This is a genomic window from Shinella kummerowiae, from assembly GCF_009827055.1.
GTDB classification, from domain to species: domain Bacteria; phylum Pseudomonadota; class Alphaproteobacteria; order Rhizobiales; family Rhizobiaceae; genus Shinella; species Shinella kummerowiae.
In genome coordinates, this window is the sequence record NZ_WUMK01000001.1 from 582,607 (window position 1) to 601,546 (window position 18,940).

25 protein-coding genes are annotated in these 18,940 nt (G+C 60.6%); 15 read left to right on the forward strand and 10 right to left on the reverse strand.

Going from position 1 to position 18,940, the window contains the following annotated elements:
* Positions 1–51 precede the first annotated feature (51 nt).
* From GR138_RS02675 to GR138_RS02710, 8 genes are all read left to right on the forward strand, one after another.
* Entirely contained in the window at positions 52–261 is a 210-nt protein-coding gene (locus GR138_RS02675; protein ID WP_069058179.1) for a cold-shock protein, read from the forward strand.
* A 132-nt stretch (positions 262–393) separates the two neighbouring features.
* Complete coding sequence (locus GR138_RS02680; RefSeq protein ID WP_160857057.1) at positions 394–618, forward strand: hypothetical protein; 225 nt, start codon at positions 394–396, stop codon at positions 616–618.
* A gap of 33 nt (positions 619–651) precedes the next feature.
* Entirely contained in the window at positions 652–1,032 is a 381-nt protein-coding gene (locus tag GR138_RS02685) for a DUF6481 family protein (protein ID WP_160857058.1), read from the forward strand.
* Positions 1,033–1,126: 94 nt separating this feature from the next.
* Entirely contained in the window at positions 1,127–2,194 is a 1,068-nt protein-coding gene (locus GR138_RS02690; protein ID WP_160857059.1) for a fatty acid desaturase, read from the forward strand.
* A gap of 627 nt (positions 2,195–2,821) precedes the next feature.
* Positions 2,822–3,061 (forward strand): hypothetical protein, encoded by a 240-nt coding sequence (locus GR138_RS02695; RefSeq protein WP_160857060.1) that lies wholly within the window; start codon positions 2,822–2,824, stop codon positions 3,059–3,061.
* A 204-nt stretch (positions 3,062–3,265) separates the two neighbouring features.
* On the forward strand, positions 3,266–3,511 hold the full coding sequence (locus tag GR138_RS02700) for a hypothetical protein (protein WP_160857061.1): 246 nt from the start codon (positions 3,266–3,268) through the stop codon (positions 3,509–3,511).
* Positions 3,508–3,795 carry a hypothetical protein gene (locus GR138_RS02705; RefSeq protein WP_160857062.1) on the forward strand — a complete coding sequence of 96 codons (288 nt, stop codon included), beginning with the start codon at positions 3,508–3,510 and terminating at the stop codon, positions 3,793–3,795. Before GR138_RS02700 ends, GR138_RS02705 begins: the two co-directional genes overlap by 4 nt.
* A 12-nt stretch (positions 3,796–3,807) precedes the next feature.
* The gene (locus GR138_RS02710) at positions 3,808–4,242 is read left to right on the forward strand and encodes a hypothetical protein (protein ID WP_160857063.1); all 435 of its coding nucleotides are present in this window, start codon (positions 3,808–3,810) and stop codon (positions 4,240–4,242) included.
* Positions 4,243–4,312: 70 nt separating this feature from the next.
* On the opposite strand, the gene GR138_RS02715 is transcribed toward GR138_RS02710, so the two are convergent.
* From GR138_RS02715 to GR138_RS02735, 5 genes are read right to left on the reverse strand one after another with little or no spacing between them, the layout of a single operon-like run.
* Positions 4,313–4,732, reverse strand: coding sequence for a putative Ig domain-containing protein (locus GR138_RS02715; RefSeq protein ID WP_160857064.1), 420 nt, complete (start codon positions 4,730–4,732; stop codon positions 4,313–4,315).
* Positions 4,729–5,163 carry a hypothetical protein gene (locus GR138_RS02720; RefSeq protein WP_160857065.1) on the reverse strand — a complete coding sequence of 145 codons (435 nt, stop codon included), beginning with the start codon at positions 5,161–5,163 and terminating at the stop codon, positions 4,729–4,731. Before GR138_RS02720 ends, GR138_RS02715 begins: the two co-directional genes overlap by 4 nt.
* On the reverse strand, positions 5,156–5,419 hold the full coding sequence (locus GR138_RS02725) for a hypothetical protein (RefSeq protein ID WP_160857066.1): 264 nt from the start codon (positions 5,417–5,419) through the stop codon (positions 5,156–5,158). The genes GR138_RS02720 and GR138_RS02725 overlap by 8 nt, the downstream gene beginning before the upstream one ends.
* A complete protein-coding gene (locus tag GR138_RS02730) occupies positions 5,416–6,012 on the reverse strand; it encodes a hypothetical protein (protein WP_160857067.1) in 597 nt (198 codons plus the stop codon). The genes GR138_RS02725 and GR138_RS02730 overlap by 4 nt, the downstream gene beginning before the upstream one ends.
* Positions 6,009–6,209: a hypothetical protein gene (locus GR138_RS02735; RefSeq protein WP_160857068.1), complete on the reverse strand. Its 201-nt coding sequence runs from the start codon at positions 6,207–6,209 to the stop codon at positions 6,009–6,011. The genes GR138_RS02730 and GR138_RS02735 overlap by 4 nt, the downstream gene beginning before the upstream one ends.
* Before the next feature lie 361 nt (positions 6,210–6,570).
* On the opposite strand from GR138_RS02735, the gene GR138_RS02740 reads away from it, so the two are divergent.
* Complete coding sequence (locus GR138_RS02740) at positions 6,571–7,026, forward strand: hypothetical protein (RefSeq protein ID WP_160857069.1); 456 nt, start codon at positions 6,571–6,573, stop codon at positions 7,024–7,026.
* A gap of 100 nt (positions 7,027–7,126) precedes the next feature.
* Here the strand turns inward: GR138_RS02740 and GR138_RS02745 are convergent, their stop codons facing one another.
* The 4 genes from GR138_RS02745 to GR138_RS02760 all read right to left on the reverse strand — a co-directional run bounded on the left by GR138_RS02745 (position 7,127) and on the right by GR138_RS02760 (position 13,319).
* Positions 7,127–8,350: a plasmid recombination protein gene (locus GR138_RS02745; protein WP_160857070.1), complete on the reverse strand. Its 1,224-nt coding sequence runs from the start codon at positions 8,348–8,350 to the stop codon at positions 7,127–7,129.
* Between the two features lie 422 nt (positions 8,351–8,772).
* Complete coding sequence (locus tag GR138_RS02750; RefSeq protein WP_160857071.1) at positions 8,773–10,245, reverse strand: hypothetical protein; 1,473 nt, start codon at positions 10,243–10,245, stop codon at positions 8,773–8,775.
* A gap of 382 nt (positions 10,246–10,627) precedes the next feature.
* Entirely contained in the window at positions 10,628–11,746 is a 1,119-nt protein-coding gene (locus GR138_RS02755; protein WP_160857072.1) for a Nal1-like putative serine protease, read from the reverse strand.
* A 73-nt stretch (positions 11,747–11,819) separates the two neighbouring features.
* The gene (locus GR138_RS02760; protein ID WP_160857073.1) at positions 11,820–13,319 is read right to left on the reverse strand and encodes a site-specific integrase; all 1,500 of its coding nucleotides are present in this window, start codon (positions 13,317–13,319) and stop codon (positions 11,820–11,822) included.
* A 459-nt stretch (positions 13,320–13,778) separates the two neighbouring features.
* Here GR138_RS02760 and GR138_RS02765 point away from each other — a divergent pair, with 459 nt between their 5' ends.
* Both GR138_RS02765 and GR138_RS30475 read left to right on the forward strand, forming a co-directional pair.
* Positions 13,779–14,540: a helix-turn-helix domain-containing protein gene (locus GR138_RS02765; protein ID WP_160857074.1), complete on the forward strand. Its 762-nt coding sequence runs from the start codon at positions 13,779–13,781 to the stop codon at positions 14,538–14,540.
* The gene (locus GR138_RS30475) at positions 14,537–15,019 is read left to right on the forward strand and encodes a MobC family plasmid mobilization relaxosome protein (protein ID WP_246200257.1); all 483 of its coding nucleotides are present in this window, start codon (positions 14,537–14,539) and stop codon (positions 15,017–15,019) included. The genes GR138_RS02765 and GR138_RS30475 overlap by 4 nt, the downstream gene beginning before the upstream one ends.
* Positions 15,020–15,069: 50 nt before the next feature.
* On the opposite strand, the gene GR138_RS30935 is transcribed toward GR138_RS30475, so the two are convergent.
* A complete protein-coding gene (locus GR138_RS30935; RefSeq protein ID WP_420853604.1) occupies positions 15,070–15,597 on the reverse strand; it encodes a hypothetical protein in 528 nt (175 codons plus the stop codon).
* 193 nt (positions 15,598–15,790) lie between these two features.
* Between GR138_RS30935 and GR138_RS30485 the strand changes: the two genes are divergently transcribed.
* The 4 genes from GR138_RS30485 to GR138_RS02785 all read left to right on the forward strand — a co-directional run bounded on the left by GR138_RS30485 (position 15,791) and on the right by GR138_RS02785 (position 18,931).
* Positions 15,791–16,264, forward strand: coding sequence for a hypothetical protein (locus GR138_RS30485; protein ID WP_246200301.1), 474 nt, complete (start codon positions 15,791–15,793; stop codon positions 16,262–16,264).
* Positions 16,265–16,267: 3 nt separating this feature from the next.
* Positions 16,268–16,600, forward strand: coding sequence for a hypothetical protein (locus GR138_RS30490; RefSeq protein WP_246200302.1), 333 nt, complete (start codon positions 16,268–16,270; stop codon positions 16,598–16,600).
* 66 nt (positions 16,601–16,666) lie between these two features.
* On the forward strand, positions 16,667–18,517 hold the full coding sequence (locus tag GR138_RS02780; protein ID WP_160857076.1) for a type IV secretory system conjugative DNA transfer family protein: 1,851 nt from the start codon (positions 16,667–16,669) through the stop codon (positions 18,515–18,517).
* 183 nt (positions 18,518–18,700) lie between these two features.
* Positions 18,701–18,931, forward strand: a complete 231-nt coding sequence (locus GR138_RS02785; protein ID WP_160857077.1) for a type II toxin-antitoxin system Y4mF family antitoxin — start codon at positions 18,701–18,703, stop codon at positions 18,929–18,931.
* Positions 18,932–18,940 lie beyond the last annotated feature (9 nt).

Genomic DNA, 18,940 nt, shown 5'->3' on the forward strand with positions numbered 1-18,940 from the left:
CGCGGCGCATCGGCGTGGCGGTTCCTCAATGCTGCTATGAAAGGGTTCATCATGACCACTGGCACAGTTAAATGGTTCAATTCCACCAAGGGCTTCGGCTTCATTCAGCCTGACAACGGCGATGCAGATGCATTCGTTCACATCTCGGCCGTCGAGCGTGCAGGCATGCGCGAACTCGTCGAAGGCCAGAAGGTCAGCTTCGAACTGGAGCGCGACAAGAAGTCGGGCAAAATGTCGGCTTGCAACCTCCAGGCCGCTTGAACGGATAGGCGCTTTCCTTTGACCACAGATGTACTGGCACTGCCGAAAGCACGTTGATCCAAGCAAGGCCAGGCGGTTCGCCTGGCCTTTTTGTTTCCTGCTCGCTCGCCGGGCCTCACGCCGGGAACACGCATGACGGGAAAATACAGCATCTCGCGCCAGAAGGCGGAGATTGCCTTCAGCAATATTCAAACGCAGGTCTTCGCGAAGGATAAGGCCGTGGAGGAGCTTGCCTCCCTCACCCAATCGCGAGAGGAAAAGACCCTGCGGCTTCGCGAGGCGCGCCTTGCGAAGGAACGCGACGAACGCGCTTCGGCACCGTCTGCCGGCCTCACGAAACGCGCGCGCCCGCGATGAGACACCAAGACCAAACATAGTCAGGACGACAACGTGAAGAACTCGAGAGACAACCAACTTTCCGATCGCCGCACGGCCGCTGCCGATGCAAAGGCCGCCCTTCTGAAGGCCTATCGCGAAGCGCAGGTCGCCGCCGAGCCGGCCAAGGCGGCGCGCCAGGCGGAGCGCGCATCGATTGCCGCGGCGCGCGAGGCACGACGCGTTGAGCGCGAACGGGTAAAGCTGGAAGAACGGGCGCGTATCGAAGCCGAGGCGGCTGCGCAGCAGGCCGCGGCACAGGCTGCCGCACAGGCCGAGGCGGAAGCGCGCGAGAGCGCCGAAAAAGACCGTATTGCGCGCGTGATCGAGGACGAAGCGGCGCGAAAGGCGGCGCGCGACCTGCGCTACGCCAATCGAAAAGCCCGCCAGGCATAATTCCCACACGGCGACAGGATCTCCAGGGCCTTCCCGCCGGAAATGATAGCATACCCCTCAACCGCGAGCTGGCCCGCCGGTCAGAAAGACGCCGATGAACTCGATGAACGCAATCGCCCCCAACGGCGTCGATCCCGCAAAACCCTGGCTCAAAATCCTGTCCGCCTACCGCAAACCCCATCTCGGCCGAAGCACGTTCGAGCTGGCCGTGACCTTTCTGTCCTTCGCCCTCCTCTGGGCGGCCGCATGGGCCTCGATACGCTTTGGCTACTGGCTCGGCCTGGTCCTCGTTCTACCGGCAGCCGGGTTTCTTCTCCGTCTCTTCATGCTGCAACATGATTGCGGCCACGGCTCCTTTTTCGGTCGCCGCCGCCTGGACGACTGGACAGGTCGTGTCATCGGCGTGCTGACGCTGACACCCTACGACTATTGGCGCCGCGCCCACGCGGAACACCACGCCTCGGCCGGCAACCTGGATGAACGGGGCGTCGGCGATATCACGACGCTCACCGTCACGGAATACGCAGCCCTGACGCGCTGGGGACGGCTCGGCTACCGCCTTTACCGACACCCGCTGGTCATGTTCGGTATCGGTCCTGCCTGGCTCTTCCTCTTCAAGCAGAGGCTGCCGTTCGGCATGATGAAGTCCGGCGCGTTGCCATGGATTTCGACGATGGCCACAAATGCCGTGATCGTCGCTCTCGCAGCACTCCTCATATGGGCGGTCGGATGGGTTCCGTTCCTGCTGATCCACCTGCCGATCGTGCTGCTTGCCGGATCGGCCGGCGTCTGGCTGTTTTATGTCCAGCACCAGTTTGAAGATACGCACTGGTCAAAGCCGCCGGAGTGGACATTCCAGCACGCAGCCCTGCATGGCGCGTCGCACTACGACCTGCCCCGTCCCCTGCGCTGGATAACCGGCAACATCGGGATGCACCACATCCACCACCTTTCAAGCCGCGTGCCCTTTTACCGTTTGCCGGAGGTGCTGCGTGACCATCCCGAACTGGGGGATCTCGGCCGCATCACGATCAAAACAAGCCTGAGCTGCGTAAAACTCGTCCTGTGGGACGAGGCATCGCAACGGTTGGTGTCGCTGAAAGAAGCGGAAGATTTGGTGGGCCCGGAGGGACGACCGGACATAAACCATTGCAAGCCCTGAAACGCTGGAACCCCTGCAACACAGGGACTTCACGTGTATCATCGCGAGTTTTGGGATGTGTAAAGAGCCCCCGAAACGGTGTCAACAATTTGGAATGCCTCGCCGGGGGCAGTCGATCCCGCGTCCCGCCCTTGGCGGCGCTATGCTGACGCTCCGGCGGCTGCCCTGATGTCCGGTCTCCGCATGCGCGAATTCCCGCCGTCCCGCTGTCAGCGGCGCTATGCTGACGGCTCCGATATGCTCATCTCTGTTGTTCGGCAGGGGTTCCCCTCAGCTTCCCCACGACGATGCTCCAACCCTGCGACACGAGCCACTGGTCTCGTGTCGCTCGCCTTCGGCGACCGGGCCTCACGCATAGTCGCGTGGCCCCGCGCTTCGGTGACAATCCCATGGGCCGCTCAGAAACGGCCTCCGGCCTGCGGCAGGCCCCTTTGGGGGCATGCCTCTTCCCGAGCATGGCGGCCCATGGGACAGTCAACCCCTTCCTGGCCTCGTGCCATCCTGAATCACGTTAACGACTTCGACGCCCTGTTTCCGGGAAGCCAGAAATGATTGTCGATCGTCCTGGGCTCGACTCCTGAAATTTGCTATTAAGCTCATGTTTTCAATGAGTTATGGAGATTTCGAATGAAGACGACGACGACCGTGGTTCGCGGGCTCGCAATCGATGTTCTCGTCATCGAAACCGTGCACGCAGATGCCGTCGGTACTCTCTTTTACCGCGCCGAAGTCCTGATCCGGGAGCGGAGGTCGGGCGCACAGCGCCTTGTCCGCCGCACTCGGATCCCCGGCGCCGCGAAGGAACTGGCTCAGGCCGTCCAGCAACATGGCGTTCGTGCTCTGGAAACTTTTTCGCCGCCGTCCTGAAATATTTTTCCAAGGTTTCACCAAGGACTCGCTTTGCCCCTGCAAGGATTCGATGCCCTGCGAATCCTTTTCGGCAAGGATTCAAGACCGTTGCGAAGCCAAACCGGACACGCCTCAAGGATATGAAATTCCTCGATTATTTCCGAGGAATTCGCCACGCTCGCCAGCGTCATGAATGATCGGCAGACAGAAAAGGAGACCCTCGTGTCACACAATACGAACTGCATCATCGCCCGCCACATCGTTGACGAGTTCAACGCGTTCAAAGCGACCTACGATCGCTACCTCGACCGGATGGATGAACTCGTATGTTTACTTGATGAGAATAGCGAGATTCAGAGGGCGGCTCGTTTTCTTGCCGTTGGTACCGACGACGTGACGAAGTTCACCCTCAATGGCAAGCAGGTTGTCAGTGGCATCCAGGCAATGCTGAAGGAGGAGGAGGCATGATGCAGGCTCCTGAACTCCTCGGCTGGGAACGCGACGACACCGTTGCCGACGATACTCACAGCACATGGACGAACCTCCTCGTCGTCGGTGACGGCGAGGAGGACACATACGACATGCTGGTGATTGGCGAGCCGGGCCGTACCGGACCAACGCACTACAGCGTCACAGGCACACGCGCCGGGACCGGCGTGACATTTGCGGAGGGATGGGCATCCTCATGGGGTGAGGCTTGCCGCCTCGCCGAGATCGAAGCGCGGCGAGCCTCCATCAGACTTGTGAAATGAAAGGGGAAGAGAATGGCATTCGAACAACAGGTCCGCGAACGTATCGAAGCCGTCCTGGACGGCGACAAGAAGCCGGAAGAAATTCCCGGCGCGACATCGGTACGCTGCGCTATGGGCCTTGTGCTTGGCACGCTGGAAGGCATCACGACGCTGTCGGAGAGCGATGCGTGGGACTATCTTGATGTCGGCAACGTCGCGCTAGTCCATGAACTCCGGGTGGAGTATTGGGACAAAGCAAAGGAATGGAGACAGCGCCGCGCTGCAGAAAAAGAGGCTATCGCCGAAGCTGAGGAAGCCGCACGGACAAGACGCGCGTATCAGGCACGGGAGGCGAGGGACGAAAAATTCAAGGCATTGTGGGACGAGTTCGATGCGCAAAGAGCCGCTAGATTGGCAGCAGACGGCAACGCGAAATCGGATGGGCACAGACACCACCCGAACGCCTAGAAGCGCTGTACGGGCCATTTAAACGCGATGGAAAGTGGACATCGGGGCCGATCGGCCCCGTTTCCGTTCGTCAGGCGACAGCGATCAGAACTTCCGCCGTCACCGTCGTCCCGCTCGAATCCGTCGCGGATACCCACACTGTATAGCTCCCCGCGATCAGCGCCCGGCCATCGATCCTCCCCGTTGACGTGTGGAAGGTGGCACCTAGAGGCAACCTGCCGGAATATGAATACGACAGCGAGCTCGATGCCCCGAAGACGACCGGACCCAGGTCGAGCGCCGCTCCTGCTGCCATAGATGTCTGCCCAGTCATGGACAATGTGAAGCTCGCCGGAACCTGCGGCGGCAGCGATGTCGTCGGCTCCTCCGGAGGAACCACGACCGGGGCGGCAATTACGCCCGTCGTCGTCGATCGGAGAACAAACGTCCCCGCCGACGCACCATTCGAGAGAGCCGCGATGGCGGCAAGAGCGACGACAGCCCTCCTCATGCTGCATTCCCCGGCAGTTCGCATGCCGGATAAGTCTTCAGCGTCTCACTGTCGCAGGGCGGACATATCTCCGGCAGCCCTGCGAGGCCGTTCATCGAGGCACAGGCTTCGGGTGTCTGTATGCGAAGGGGATTCCATATCTGCTCTCCACCACGCCGGACACGCCATGTTCCGGGAGGGACTGCCTCTAGGAAGCCGGATTCCAGGAGTCCGGTGAGAGAGGCACCGTCATTGCCGAGCGACGACACGCGACCGCCGTTCGTCTCGTAGAGATCGAGCGCCGCCGCTATCTGCTGCTGCTGTCCAGCGACGGCGACAAGCTCGGATCGGAGCCGTGCTCGCTCGTAGACCGCACCTCCATACCAGGCGCCTGCAACGGCTAGTACTCCGAAGATCACGCCCGCGATCACGCCGACAACCAAATTATACATGGTCGATCTCCTCCTCGAATTCGCCGTCGTCATCGTCGTCCCATGCCGACCAGTCGAATCCTAGTGCTTCGGCATTCGCGAGCAGATCCGCCGCTTCGAGGACGAGAGACGCGCATCCGTCCGTGTCGGGGTGGTCGCTTTCAAGCTCCCGGGCAAGCTCGCGGTCGATGGCGATCACCCGGTCACGAGCGGATGCCGGAAGTCCGACCCGATCGAGGAAGCCGGAGAGGCTGGGGCTGATGCTCTCGTCGGTCATGGGCTCGGTCCTTTCTTGTCGTCTGGATCATCATCCGGGGTTTCCGGTTCGGGTGGTTCGACCTGCTGTCGCTCTGCTTCCCACATCTGGGCCGCCGTCAGCATGGACGCTATAACGTCGTCGTCAGAGGCACCGGGCCGAGCGGCCATCCTGAGCCGCCACAGGTCGCCCGTGTTGATCGAGTCGCGCAGCCACTCGATGACGGCACGCGGCACCCGCGCTTCCAGAAGTTCGCGCGCCTGGTCAGCCTTGCGGTGGCGCGAGAGGTCTTTCACGAGCCACCTGAAGGATGGTGGTGGCCGCATGCGGCTAGTGGCATAGTTCAGCGGCTCAAGGCCGCGCTCCATCGCGTACGCCGCCGGACCCCTGTCCTCATCGATCGACGAGGAGGGTTGCCGGGCCGGACGGAAGGGAAGCGAGAATGTTGGCATCGGGATCGGCGGCATCATCGCCAACGCTCCCGATAGGAGAGCAAGAAGTTGGAGCAAGATCTTTCCAGCAGGATCTCCGCCACGACGTTGCCGTTGCCGCTCGGCCAGCTCGCGGCGCATCTGATCGAGGCAGGTCCGGCGACGACGATGTTTCTCATTCATCGGAACCCTGCCGGGCGGACCTTTTCCCGCCACCTCTTCGAAAGGGCCAGAAGCTCGCGCGTGCGATGCCACTCCCGCGCAGCCTGAGCGATCTGGTCCGCGGACCAGCATTCCTCGCAGGCTTGTATCAGCACGCCCTGTGCCTGCCAGTGTGCCGACTGGTAGACCATCTCGATGCGCTCGTTGACTGCCGACATGCGCGATCCTCCATTACCATTGCCTCCTATGAGGATGCTGTTCGGCGAGGACCGGCGCAAATGCGAAGCGGGCGCCGCGAGTCCCGGGAGAAGGATTCGACGTCGAATCCCAGCGGAGTGGCCCAAGGGGCGTTGTCGGCTCTGTGAAACCGCCTATTCTGCCCCACCTAGATTCAGCTTGGCATACGAGGTGAATGTTCCGATGAAGAAGAGACCCAGGGGTTTCGATGAGCTTCTGAATTTTGAACACCGATGGCCCAAGAAAGGCGATCGGTTGCTACGACGATCGGGGGACTGGGACCGTGGGGTAGAATTCTCCAAGTGGCCCATCGATAGACATGCACATCTTTGGGAAGGCTACATGAGAGCCGGAGCCGGATTGATAGAATTGTGCACGCAGGATGGATACGAGGGCGACAGACACTTCGTGATCTACCCGATCTTGTTCAACTATCGGCACGGTCTCGAACTGGCAATGAAATGGATCGTCCTTCGTTTCGGTGGAAATGGATTCCAAGGGATTGAAGAAGACCACGACCTTTGGAAGCTTTGGAAGCAGTGCCGCGCGATCATCGCAAGATTTGGCGAAGACGATGAGGAAGCTACCAAGGTGGTCGAGAAGATCGTCAAGGAACTCCACGACCTCGATCGCAGCGGAGTTAGCTTTCGCTATGGCTGGGGCAAAGCTGGAAGGGAGATCAAGCTGCCAGATCACATGATCGACCTGGAGAACATTCATGAGGTCATGCAGGGAGTGTCCGGCTATTTCACGGGGCTCGATGGATGGCTGGACGAACTGCACTCGGCGGGACCGTGATACGCTGATGTGCCTTCCCGGTGAAGGATTCGACCTCGAATCCTGACGGGTACAAACCCATCCGGAAGCGCCGAATCCACTGTATGGCCTTCTCTGGCGCTCAATTTTTGTGCGAATTGCGATTTTCGGGGATTTTAGTCTCTTCGACGAAAAGCGGGGGCTGAACACCAGGTGCACGTTCAGGCTCCAGAGGGCGCAGCGCGGCCAGTTCGTGCCGGGCCGCTGCCAGTTCCCGCCCAGTGTCAGTCAGGTTCTGCCGGAGGTTCCGCGCCCGCGCTTCGGCCTCCCGCCGTCCAGTGTCGGCAGCGGTCGCACGCTCGGCGGCATCGGCGGCGGTCCGACGGAGCGCTTCCATTTCAGCATCGACGGTAGCGCGGATGCGGGCCGCGACCTTGGACCGCTTGAAGCCGTCGAAAAGGCTGCGCAGTGCGCCCGGAAAGCGCTGGAGCCGTGCCGTCGCCTCCCGGACACGGGCGGCTTCCTGCCGGACGCGGGACATCATCGACCGTGCCTTCCGCTGCTCGGCAACGGCACTGTCTTGTGCCGCCTTGGCGGCTTCCGTGGCAACCTTGGCGGCGGCAAGCTGGCGATCCGCTTCCGCCTTGGCCGCAGCCGCCTCCGCCGCGATCCTGGCGACATCTTCCTTGGTTGCTGCAACGAAGGTCTCGCCCTTGCGCTTGACCTCTCTCGCGCGCTCGATCGTCGTCTTCAAAGCCTTGGCCTGCGTCTGCTCCGCCTGCCATTCCGCCCGCGACAGACGCCGACGCTGCGGACCGAGGCGCGTCAGGCCGGAGGGGATGGCGACGGTCTCGTGGTAAGCGTCCTGCCATTCGCGCATTGCCTGCCTGTATGCCGCGTCGCCACGCTTGTTCAGTGCCTTCGAATCCTCGCCTTCGACGGGACCTGCCGCCATCACAGCGGCCTTCGCGCACTGCCCCGGATGCAGGGCATTGGCCCGCATGGCGGGATCGTCCGGCACGAGGTAGGCGTGAAGATGGTAGTGAGACTCGTCCTCGTGCCGGACGACGGATATGAGCTGGTCCCCGTATTTCGAACGGAGCCACGTCACCGTTCGCTTTTCCCATTCCTCCGCCTCGCGTAACTTCACCGGATCGGCGCGGACCTCGTCCATCGCATGAGGATGCGAGGCGACGACGGTCATGAGCGTGTGCTGGCTCTTTTGAATACGCCGGGGCTTCCCGCCCTTCGGCGTGGTCATCGCTGCGTCGGCAGCGAAATCGTGTAGCCGTTCCACCTCGTCCACGCCGATGCCGAAAATGACAACAGGCGGAGCAGGATTCGCGACATGGACGGAAGCGGCCATATCACGTCTGGCTTCCGCAAGGACGAAAGACGTGGAGCGACCCTTGCTATCGCCCTTCCGGGAAAAAGCCTCTAGGTGAATGAACTGGTAAGCCATGACAACCCTCCCTGCTGGTGGAAGAATCGTGAGTGCCGGCGGAGCCAGAAACCATAGTCTTTAGTGACCGACTAAAGACTTTCCCTGCGGTCAAGTCGTCGGCTCTCCGAGGGGGCTTCCGCAGGACTCTTCCGAGAGACCTGGCAGGGGCCTGGTCGCCGTCCGGAGGGACGACGAGCATCACGTAAATATGCGTGATGCGATGGTGCCGAACTTTGCCGTCGTCACGCCGCAACGCGGCATATTCACGATTCGTCGCGGTGTATGGTGTTTACCTATCATGGGGTCTGGGGGGCTTTGTCTCCCAGCACGATACACCATACAAATCACTGCACTTCAGCCAGCCGCATGGCCTTGTGCACCTGCCCGACCGAGACCCCGAGATGGACGGCCAGTTCCGCAACGGTCATCCCTGCTGAGGCACGGAGATAGAGGGCCTTCTGCCCCATCTCCAGCCGCGCGGCCTGTTGCTCGGCTCGATCCTTCCCCCCACGACGAATCCGGGATGCCTTCGTCCGTTCGGTGTTCAGCTCCCGTTTCCTGTCCTCGTCCACCAGCACCCGAAGCCCCGCCGCTCGTTGCTCCGTCGGATCGATGCTCAGCCACTCGACAATCGTGTTGGCCTTCATCCGATAGCGGGAATCCACGTCCCGCCCCTGGAATGTCACCGTCTGCCCCGCAGCGGCTTGCCGCGCCCGCTTGATGACGGCGGACATACGGGATTTAGTCTCGCTGTCCCGCCAACCCGCCGCCTCATGTCCGAGGGCAAGGATTTCCCGCCCAAGAACCTCTGGCGGAGAAATCCATGCAATCGCGGAGGCTGCCACGAACAACCAGGTGTCTCGCTGGCCTTCCGGCAATGCACCCTCGGGGCACCGATATGCCCTAAGGCGCTGAAGGTCGGTCAGGACCGTTTCCCAGTACGTCCCTGCCGACAAAAATTTTGCCGGGCCTGCCTTGTCCTTCCCCTCCGCCTTGCGCTTGGCGCGCTCGGCACGGAGGGAAATGAGATCGGCGTGTGTGACAGGTAGCACCTCGTCGGCGAGCGTCCCGAAGACATTCCGCGTGGGTGCTTCAGGCGATCCATGACACCAGACCATGCCAACCGTCCGCCGATCATGATCGGCGCGGCTGTTGTGCGAGCCAACGAGGCGGAAAACGCGAGCGGCATCCTGTGCCCTCTTGTCTGCCCCGAACGGCTCCAGGACCGCCCCTAAGCGCTTCTGGACGGCATTCCAGCGGGGCAGGGCCGCCCGTGGCAAGAGCTCCGTCAGCCAGACGCAGACAAGCCCCCGGCCCGTAGAGAGGATGTAGGAAGGATGCGGCAGCATCGCTTCTTCCAGATGACCGAGAACAGCCCCGGCCACATCAGCCGGAAGCTTCCCGCGCCACCGCGATACACCGTGATAATCAAGGTCGGCATAGCAGGCACCGATCGCGGTCAGATCGGAAATCGACCGCCATTTCCCGAAAGCTGCCTGGGAGACATAGAGATCGGCCCGGTTGTCCTGACGAAGCAGACGTTCGGCCTCATCAACCGCACAGGAGCCAGCACGGGCAGTCCATTCTCGCCAAGGCTTGCCGCGGCCATCGCGGACGCGCTGCGCGAAGCTGATGACACCGTTCCGGATGCCGCCGTCACGGCCGTTGTAGGGATGCAGATTTTCAAGATGCTGACGCGTGCCGAATGCGCTGCAGTCGAATCCGCGCAGGCTTCGCGGGGCGTTGTCAACAATTTGGTTTGGAAAGATATGGTTCGGCTCGGCTTCGGAGGGGAAATATCCGAGCCCGGCGCTCAAGCCGTCGTCAACAGCGGCTTTACAATGTCAGCGAAGTTGTTCAACATTCGAGTACATTCCCGTGAAAAACCGCCGGAGGGTTGCGAGCCCTATGATGGCGGTTTTTCTATGCTCGATCGTCGGCGCGAGTTGGTCAACACGCTCAATGGATATTAGTTATCGAACCGCGTGGAAGACAGCGTTCATCGGCTCCTCGATCACGACCGGATAACCTTGGAAAGACGGAGGAACTGTTCGGTGGGCCAAGATCCACTTTGAATCTGCCGAAACGATCAAGCGGTCACCGTGGTTGTCATGCCACGCAAAAACAGTTCCCCTGCCGCTAGGAAGGGATAGAGTTTTCGACAGCGCGACGGCAGCAGCCATCGCTTTTCTGTGACTCTCAGACATGGTGTCCTGATACGATTTCTACCGACAGTTTCTGCATGATCTCCGGAAGAGGTAAAATGAATGATAAGCCTCTTTGTTCATTTCCGGCGAAAACCAATCCTACAGCATGGGTGTTCCCTTGGCCATCGTCAGCAACCACCAAGGATCCAGAATCGCCCGCTTTGGAGAACGGCAGGCCATTGTCACCTACCACGACGTATACCGTCTCGAAGAATACATTCTTCCTCACGCCATATTCAGGGACTTGGTACTGCACGGGCACTGGCGAGGCCGACTGGGCCACAATTGTTCCACCAGTGAGCCCGGTAGTCCTGCCCACTTTCTTGACTCTCATTGATGGCATAGGTGAGGCAACATGGGTGGGCGTGTCGAATGCCGATCCCTGGAAAGACGTGACCTTATCAGGTTCCGCCAGCCGGAAGATGCTTACATCCCAGTTGACATCAATCTGAATATTCTCCGGGATCCCGTCATTTATCGGTAGAAGCCGATGGTGCCGCCCTATAGTGAAGGGATCGCAAGCCTCCTCAGTGGCATCGAGCGGCCCCGGTGCCAGAATGGGAAGGCCTGGCATCGCGTTGTTACAGGCGCCCGCGACATGGTTGTTGGTCATGCCGTACAGAACCCCGTTTTGGTCACGAACAATCAAGCCGAAGGTGCCCGCGCCGACGCAGTGAGCAGGATAGATCGATGAACCACAGGTGTATCGTCCACCACGCAGAGTGAAGGGTTTCGGGGTTTGCGGTGGAGGCGGGTTCCCCTTAACATACGCCACGCCTCCTTGGATGTAGTCGAAGCTGAATCCGGACGTGTGAAACGGAAGTATCTTCTCATCAGATTTGCTGAGCTTTCCATTCGTGAAGATGATCACTTTCTTCTCTGGCTCGCTGAATCCCACCAAATTGATCGACTTCTTCCGAAGGATTTCCTCGACCGCTTGCGCTCGGAATGCGTCGCCACCGGAAGAAAAATCGCCTCCCACATCGTCAACAGCTTCATCAAGCGGCACCTTATCGAAAAGATTGTGCTTCTTCGCCCACGCCAATACATTTTCGGCCACTTCTCTGGCCGTTTCCGGCTTCTTTTCGGAGTTGTCCACCACGTCTTGCATAAGATTCGCCCTGTTGCCCTTAACGCAACCATGGCGAGACATTACACAGAGTCAAGCTGATGTATTGACAACGTCAGCGCCTGCCGAATGTAAATGCAGAGAAATCCACACCCTCCGGGGCAGGCATTGCCATGATCTTGCGGACTTCCTTCGGCTTCAGGAGCTTTGCGCCGTAGTTGGCGCTGACACCTGAAAAGGCGTGACCGCATTGCTTGTCCGCCAGACGTTCGCCGACGTGATCGCGGAACCAGTCCTTGGCGCTGTGCCGAAGACTATGGAAAACCTGCCGCTGCGTCTCGTGGATATCGAGAGCGTTCATCCAGTTGGACATCTGCTTCTGCGCTGCATCCGGTGGATCGTCCGCCCTATGGAAGTGGCCGAACACGAAGCCGTCGGGAGACTTCACGCCCTTGGCGTACTCGATAAAACCGACCTCGTTGAGCAGCGGGTGGATTGCGACATACCGCTTCGACGTCTTCGTCTTGACCGGACGGTCAATCATCTGTCCCCCCATCAGTAGCGGGCGTGTCAGGTCGATGACTTCGTTCCCCTCGACGTTGACGATGTCGCTTCCTTGCAAGTAGATCAGTTCAGCAAGCCGCATGCCTGTGAGCAATCCCGCGAGAGGCAACCAGGCCTTGTGCGGTTTCTTCATCAGCTTGGGCGTTGCTGCATCCTTCAACCAGATGTTCAGCGAAGGTACTGCGATAGGCTCCCGGTCGATGGACGCGGCAGTGTTCTTCGGCAGGGTCACGCGGTATGCTCCCATGTCCTTCAATCCTGGAACACTGCCAGCAACTCGAGACCAGATATTCTTGACTTCCGAGAGGTAGCTCGCGATCGTCGTCTCCGCCAAGCAGGGCTCGCGCTGATCGAGCGGCAGCGCGGCATTCTTCTCAACTATCTGCCTCAACGTCAGGCCCTTGAAGATCGCGATCTTCGAACGGTTCTTCGGAACGCGGGCAAGAAAAGTTGCAAAGTCCTGCATGTGGATCGGCAGGTAGTATGTCAGAGGTTTGTCGCCGACGATTTCCAGAAACGCCGCGAACGCCGTTTCCAGTCTCTCCTCGTACCGGGTCGCGTCCTTGTCATCAGGATTCACCGCCGCCTTGCGAGCGTCGAGGATTGCCCGCCCTGCGACACTGAGAAGCGTGCTCGGTTTGAACGCCCGCACATCGGTTTCGGTCTCCTGTTCTGGTTCGGCAGTAGCAACTGTAACCGCGACGGCAGCGGGCTCAGCCGAACGCTCCAGAGAGCCAAGAATCCGCACCACGGATTCATACGTCCCACGCTCGGCCTCCCACGCCACCTTGTCCTCGGCCATTGCTGCGCCGATCTTCTCCAACCGCCCCCGCATATCCTTGAGGTTCCGTCGCTTCTGGAGCGCCGCCGCCCTTTCCGATCGCATGAGATAGGCAACACCTCGGTCATTCTCTGAGGCACCATCACCGTCAATCTCAGGAATTTCGGCGGCAGAAGGAGCCATGAAGAGAAGATAGCGGTCCCGCTTCGCGATGCCCTCAATCTCGGCGGCAAGAGCCTTGAGGCTGGCGGAAAGAATCTCTCTGGTCATGTGCGGTTCCTCAATCTGCGAGGTCATCGCCCCCGCCAAGATACGCGCACGACGACGCGCTTCCTCCGTCGGAATCGAACCGAGACCGATTCGAATGGGGGACGACCCAAGCTTTCCGCGCAACCTAGTTGGAATGCCCTGCTGAAAGATGAATCCGGATGGACGGCGCCAAAGATACATGTACGAACCCTTTCGATGGGCTCGCGATGTGTAAAGTCAGGTGTAATCCGGTGTGTAATCCGGAAAATTTATCCTGAAATTCCATAGCAATTTCAATTGCTTGCGGTAGATGGTGGGCCCGGAGGGCCTGCCGAATTCGAGCAAAATCAGCCGCTTAACCCCGCGTGGGACGAAAAAACCGCTTCATAAAAATCAATGGCTTAACAACGCCGCCGTCCCACTTTTTCCGGCCGTTTCCGGCCCTTCTTTCCCGGTCGTATTGCGGCCTGGGAGGCGCGCATGAGCGGGGCGCGGCCATTTCGAGACGTGAAGCTGCAATGGCTTCAGCAGTTGAGTTGCGACAAGGATTTGAGCGACAGCGCGCGATCCGTGGCGCTCTATATCATCACCACGCATTTGAACGGCCACACCGAGAAGGCGTGGCCGTCCTATCAAACGATTGCCGACGCGACCGGCAAGAGCGTCAAGACCATTCAGCGCGCCGTCCGTGAACTTGAGGTCAAAGGATGGTTCGAGGTCCAGCGCGGAAATGGCGTCGGGCACAACACGGAATATCGTCCCTCAGCGGCATCGATTTTACGCGCATCGGACGCCCGCGAAAAGACGGACAAAGTTGTCACCCTTTACCCTGACAAAGGCGGTCAAAATCGTCCGGAAAGGCGGTCAGATCTGTCCAGCGAAGGGGGACAAATATGTCCACCAAACTTAGAGAAAGAAAAAATATATAAACCTAACCCGCGCGAGGACGCCCCGCCGCGCATCGAGACGCGGCGAGCCGTCCCGCTCGTTTTTGTGGCCGAGAGCAAGGCGGATCAGGTCGAGCAGTGGCGCGATTGGCTACGTCGTCATGGCTTTCCTTCGATCGACGCCTTGGGCATGCGGACGGTAAAAACCGGAAAGCCCGGCTATGCCTTGCCCAGCTATTGGCCGCCGGACGAGACGAGCCCGAGTGCGCTGGATTGGATCGCTTTCTTCAGCCGCCGCCGTGACCACATCGCCGATGAAACCGCCCGGCAGACGACAGTTCGGAGGGTTTCATGACGGCTGGCGATTTGAAGGGAGCAAGGCGACCCCTGTCATACGGCGAGCCTTCTGACAGGGAGCCTTGTGAGGGGAGGCAGGCCTCCCCTTCAAACCCCACCAAGAGCACGCGGCGATCACCCAAAGGCGAACTCAATGCCGTCGTGGTTTTCCGCTGCACCGCATCGGAAAAGCAGGCGCTGTCCGCACGCGCGGCGCGGGCCGGTCTGCCCTTCGCTACGCTGATGCGGGAAGCACTTGGCTTGACCGAGGCGCGCCGCCGCCGTCCGGTACCCAAGGTGGACCCGGAGCTGGTGCGCGCCATCGCCCGGATCGGCGGCAACCTCAACCAGATCGCCCGATGGCTGAACACGGCCCAGGCTCAGGGCCAGTTGTCCGCCATAGACGCGATCACGGTCGCCGCGCGCCTGGTCGCCATCGAGCGGGCGCTATCGGAAACCCTTGAGCAGTTCACGGCCAAGGATGGCGCGCTGTGCTGATCAAGTTCTTCCGCAACGGCCAGGGCGGCGGATCGGGACCGGTTGACTACCTAGTCGAGCGCGACGTCGTCGCTTACGACCAGAACCGCAACGCGATCCGCGACGAGCGCGGCGAGAGCATGCTGTTTGCCCGCGAGCCCCTGCCGGAAGTGCTGCGCGGTGATCCAGACCGCATGCGCGCGCTGATCGACGCCTGCCCGCACCAGTGGACCTATCGCGCCGGCGTCATCGCCTTTACGGCCGAGGACGCGCCAAGCCATGCCCAGCAACGGCAGGTGATGGACGCCTTCGAGAGCCTTGCCTTTGCCGGCCTCGAAGCCGACCAGCACGATATGCTTTGGGTCCGCCATACCCACGAGGGCCGCGTCGAGCTGCATTTCGTGACGCCACGCATGGAGCTTGCGAGCGGGCGCAGCCTCAATATCGCGCCACCCGGCTACCAGAAGCACTACGACGCCCTGCGCGATGTTCTGAACAAGGAACACGGCTGGAATGACCCAATGGCGCCGGAGCGCGCCCGCGAGACCGTCAGCCTCATCGAGAGCGTATGGCGCGGCGATGCGCGTGAGCTGATCCATGACTGGATCGTCCAGCGCATCGAGACCGGCGAAATCCGCGACCGCGAGAGCATGACCGAGGCCTTGACGGCGGCCGGTTTCGACCTACCGCGCGCCGGCAAAAATTACATCACCGTGCGCGACCCCGAGACGGACGAGCGCTGGCGTTTGAAAGGAGACCTGTTCCGTGAAGACTGGACCCGAGAGAATACCCTTGAGCGAGCGCTTGAAAGATCGGCTGGCGAGCCCAGCCGTTCCGGAAGCCGGCTCGACACCATCGCCCTCGGCGAGCTTCGAGATCGATTGGAGCGAAGCCTTGAAGCGCGCGCAAGCTACAATCGAGACCGATATCCGCAGCTTCACGGACGCGAACCGCCAGCACTTGAGCGAGGTACTGGCGACGACCGAGGCGGACGCGAACCGGCTCCGGTCGATGGTGCAGCCGTACTTCCTGACCATGAGCGCGGTCGTGTTGCTGGTGATCCTGCTCAGCTTCACCGCGAGTTGGTTTTGGGCGGGTCTGATGATCGACCGAGCCCAGAGCGCCAGCCTCTGGCAAATGGGCTTGCAGATCAACCAGACCAGCAACGGCAAAGTCCTGACCTGGGACCTCAACCGCCTTCAGCTGATCACCTGCCAGGCCGGGACCGACAAAACCCCATGCCTGAAGATCGTCCAGGGAGATTGACCAATGACCACACCCGCCAGACCACCGATGCCCGAGACCCTGTCGCCGCTAGAGCGCGAATTACTGGGCTACGTCGAGACGTTGATGAACGCCTTGAGCAGCGGGACCGCGCAATTCGAGGCGCTGGAGAAGCGCTCGACCGACATGATCGAAAACCGGCAAGCGGCTTTGGAAGGATCGCTGAAATCGCTCATCGCGTCACAGGCTACCTTCATGAACGCCTGGCTCGCCTCCGGCAATCCTTCCAGCGACACGACCTCGACCGAGCTGGCGGAAGCATTCGCCCTGCTGGAGCAAGCCGAAGCGATGCTGGAGGCGGTCGCGCCGCCGACGTGACTGCCCGACCGCCTGGGCCAAGTCGCGGCCGCAACTGATCCTCATTTCCGTCCGGAGTTTCGATCCATGAATTTGATCATTCAGCCCTATCGCTATGCCCTTTCCATTGCCGTCGTTGCCGCCGGCTTCCTGCTGATGGAGACAGCGCCGTTGTTCTGGCCACCCATCTACCAAAACGCGCGCGCCGCGATCCTGGTCATGTTTTGCGGGTTTGCGCTGCTGACCTTGGCGGGAGACACCCAGGGCCGCATTCGCAGCGCGTCGGGCTTAGCTGTGGGGGCTGCCCTCCTTGCCGCGTCTGCTCTCGCCCTTACCGACCCCACCATTGCGGCAGGCGTCCTGCTCGACAGCTTCAAGGCTTGGCGAAATGCCGGCTATTCTGGAATCGAGAGCATCCGAGGCATGGTTTCGACATGGGATCGCTTCACCGAGGCGCAAAAGCTTGGCGTGCAAACAAGCCTCGCCATCGGCCTGCCTGTGCCGCTGCTCCTCATTCTGCGAGCGATCTCGATTGCCGCCCCCGCTTCCTCAAGCCGAATTTCAAAACAAGGCCCGTGGCGCGCCCGGTGGATGAATCGCCAGGAGTTGCGCCAGCTCCGGCACAACGACACGGGCTTACCGCTCGGTCTCTCCGGCGGTGCAATGCTGCGCTACCGCCCCAACCCGAAGACCGGATGGCGCGCCGGCCACCATGTCGCCATCGCCGGCACCCGCGCCGGGAAAGGCGTTTCCGTCGTCATTCCCGCCATCATTGATCATGACGGGCCGGTCGCGGTCCTCGACATCAAGGGTGAAAACTTCGCCGTGACCCGCCGCTATCGGCAGTCGCTCGGCCGCCAGGTCGTGGTTCTCAATCCCTTTGGCGTCATCGAACCGTCAAAGGACCGTTTCAATCCGCTCGACTATATCCGGCAAGCGCACCTGGTCCGCGACATCGAGGTCATTGCCGAGGGGCTTGTTCGACCGGAAGGCGGAAACGGCGCGCACTTTGCCGAGATGGCGAAATCGATGATCGGCGCTGTGATCGAGGTGGTCATGACCAGGCGCGCGGAAGCTGATCGCAACCTGATCACCGTCATGGACATGTTGTTTTCCGCCGGCTTTGAAAAGACACTGACGGAATGGGCTAGTGAGCCGGAAACCTTCGGCATCCGCCCAGCCGCCGCCGCTGTCACCTTCCTTGCAGCGGGCGAGAACGAGCGCGGCGCGATCAAGACGACGATCAAGAAGGCATTCGATTGGGCACGCTCCGATGAATTGCGAGCCTTTCTCGGCAAGTCCACATGCTCGCTCGAAAACCTGTTCGAAGGGCGCGCCGATCTCTTCATGGTGGTCCCGCTCGATCAGGTGGACGCCCAGGCCGTCTTTCTCCGGCTGCTGACGAACATCATTCTTGGCATGGCCGTGCGCCTGGAGGGTGCCAAGAAGCCGAAAAAGAACGTGCTTTTGGTGCTGGACGAGTTTGTCCGTCTCGGCCGGATGGAAAAGCTGATCAACATAGCCAACGTCGCCGCCGGCTGCGGCATCGAGGCGCTGTTCATCACACAGGACAAGGGCCAGATCGAAAGCGTCTATGGCAAGGGCGACACCGCCAGCATTCTCGGCTCCTGCGTCACCACCCGCATTTTCGGCCTTGGCCGCGCCGAGTTCGAAACTGCCAACTGGGCCGCGAACGCCCTTGGCGATCAGACAGTGCTCACCCGCACGAAGCAATCCGCCGCAAAGTTCGGGGAGAGCCGCAAGACCTCAACCGCCGAGCAGCGCCAGAAACTCATGACCGCCGATCAAATCCTGGAAATGAAGGCCGGCAAAATGCTGCTGCTGACGGGGTCGAAACCGCCCGCTCTTGTAGACGCGATTGTCTCGCACCAGCATCCGGCTTATCGGGGGAAGCTGGACCGGAATCCGATGGTGTGATGCGTGTGCAAAGGCTTTGTCACAGGGTACGAATTGCTATCATTTCCAATCAGCGGACAACACATTCCCAATTGACCGAAAGTAGCTGACACCAATCGGCGCTCAGGTGAATTTCCCGACCGGGAAATTTGCGCTCGACAAGGGGCCCATTGTTTCGATATTTTCCCGATCGGGAAATCCATAATGGCAAAGCAAGTCAGAACGTCCGCCGATATCGGCGTCTTGGTCAGAAGCGCACGTAAGGAGCAAAACCTGCGGCAGGACGAGCTTGCAGGCGTCTCCGGCGTCGGCGTTCGGTTTATTGTGGACCTTGAAGCAGGCAAGCCAACGGCTCAGATTGGAAAAGTCCTGCAGGTGCTTCAAATCCTTGGCTGCTCTGTCGATATTTTGGCCCCTGGCGAGCGTAAGCGTTGATGATGTTTT

Coding starts and splice junctions, on each gene's coding strand:
- GR138_RS02675 (WP_069058179.1), top strand. CDS start 52: ATGACCACTGGCACAGTTAAATGGTTCAATTCCACCAAGGGCTTCGGC.
- GR138_RS02680 (WP_160857057.1), top strand. CDS start 394: ATGACGGGAAAATACAGCATCTCGCGCCAGAAGGCGGAGATTGCCTTC.
- GR138_RS02690 (WP_160857059.1), top strand. CDS start 1,127: ATGAACTCGATGAACGCAATCGCCCCCAACGGCGTCGATCCCGCAAAA.
- GR138_RS02695 (WP_160857060.1), top strand. CDS start 2,822: ATGAAGACGACGACGACCGTGGTTCGCGGGCTCGCAATCGATGTTCTC.
- GR138_RS02705 (WP_160857062.1), top strand. CDS start 3,508: ATGATGCAGGCTCCTGAACTCCTCGGCTGGGAACGCGACGACACCGTT.
- GR138_RS02710 (WP_160857063.1), top strand. CDS start 3,808: ATGGCATTCGAACAACAGGTCCGCGAACGTATCGAAGCCGTCCTGGAC.
- GR138_RS02715 (WP_160857064.1), bottom strand. CDS start 4,732: ATGAGGAGGGCTGTCGTCGCTCTTGCCGCCATCGCGGCTCTCTCGAAT.
- GR138_RS02720 (WP_160857065.1), bottom strand. CDS start 5,163: ATGTATAATTTGGTTGTCGGCGTGATCGCGGGCGTGATCTTCGGAGTA.
- GR138_RS02725 (WP_160857066.1), bottom strand. CDS start 5,419: ATGACCGACGAGAGCATCAGCCCCAGCCTCTCCGGCTTCCTCGATCGG.
- GR138_RS02730 (WP_160857067.1), bottom strand. CDS start 6,012: ATGAATGAGAAACATCGTCGTCGCCGGACCTGCCTCGATCAGATGCGC.
- GR138_RS02735 (WP_160857068.1), bottom strand. CDS start 6,209: ATGTCGGCAGTCAACGAGCGCATCGAGATGGTCTACCAGTCGGCACAC.
- GR138_RS02740 (WP_160857069.1), top strand. CDS start 6,571: ATGAGAGCCGGAGCCGGATTGATAGAATTGTGCACGCAGGATGGATAC.
- GR138_RS02745 (WP_160857070.1), bottom strand. CDS start 8,350: ATGGCCGCTTCCGTCCATGTCGCGAATCCTGCTCCGCCTGTTGTCATT.
- GR138_RS02755 (WP_160857072.1), bottom strand. CDS start 11,746: ATGCAAGACGTGGTGGACAACTCCGAAAAGAAGCCGGAAACGGCCAGA.
- GR138_RS02760 (WP_160857073.1), bottom strand. CDS start 13,319: ATGACCAGAGAGATTCTTTCCGCCAGCCTCAAGGCTCTTGCCGCCGAG.
- GR138_RS02765 (WP_160857074.1), top strand. CDS start 13,779: ATGAGCGGGGCGCGGCCATTTCGAGACGTGAAGCTGCAATGGCTTCAG.
- GR138_RS30475 (WP_246200257.1), top strand. CDS start 14,537: ATGACGGCTGGCGATTTGAAGGGAGCAAGGCGACCCCTGTCATACGGC.
- GR138_RS30935 (WP_420853604.1), bottom strand. CDS start 15,597: ATGGATCAGCTCACGCGCATCGCCGCGCCATACGCTCTCGATGAGGCT.
- GR138_RS30490 (WP_246200302.1), top strand. CDS start 16,268: ATGACCACACCCGCCAGACCACCGATGCCCGAGACCCTGTCGCCGCTA.
- GR138_RS02780 (WP_160857076.1), top strand. CDS start 16,667: ATGAATTTGATCATTCAGCCCTATCGCTATGCCCTTTCCATTGCCGTC.
- GR138_RS02785 (WP_160857077.1), top strand. CDS start 18,701: ATGGCAAAGCAAGTCAGAACGTCCGCCGATATCGGCGTCTTGGTCAGA.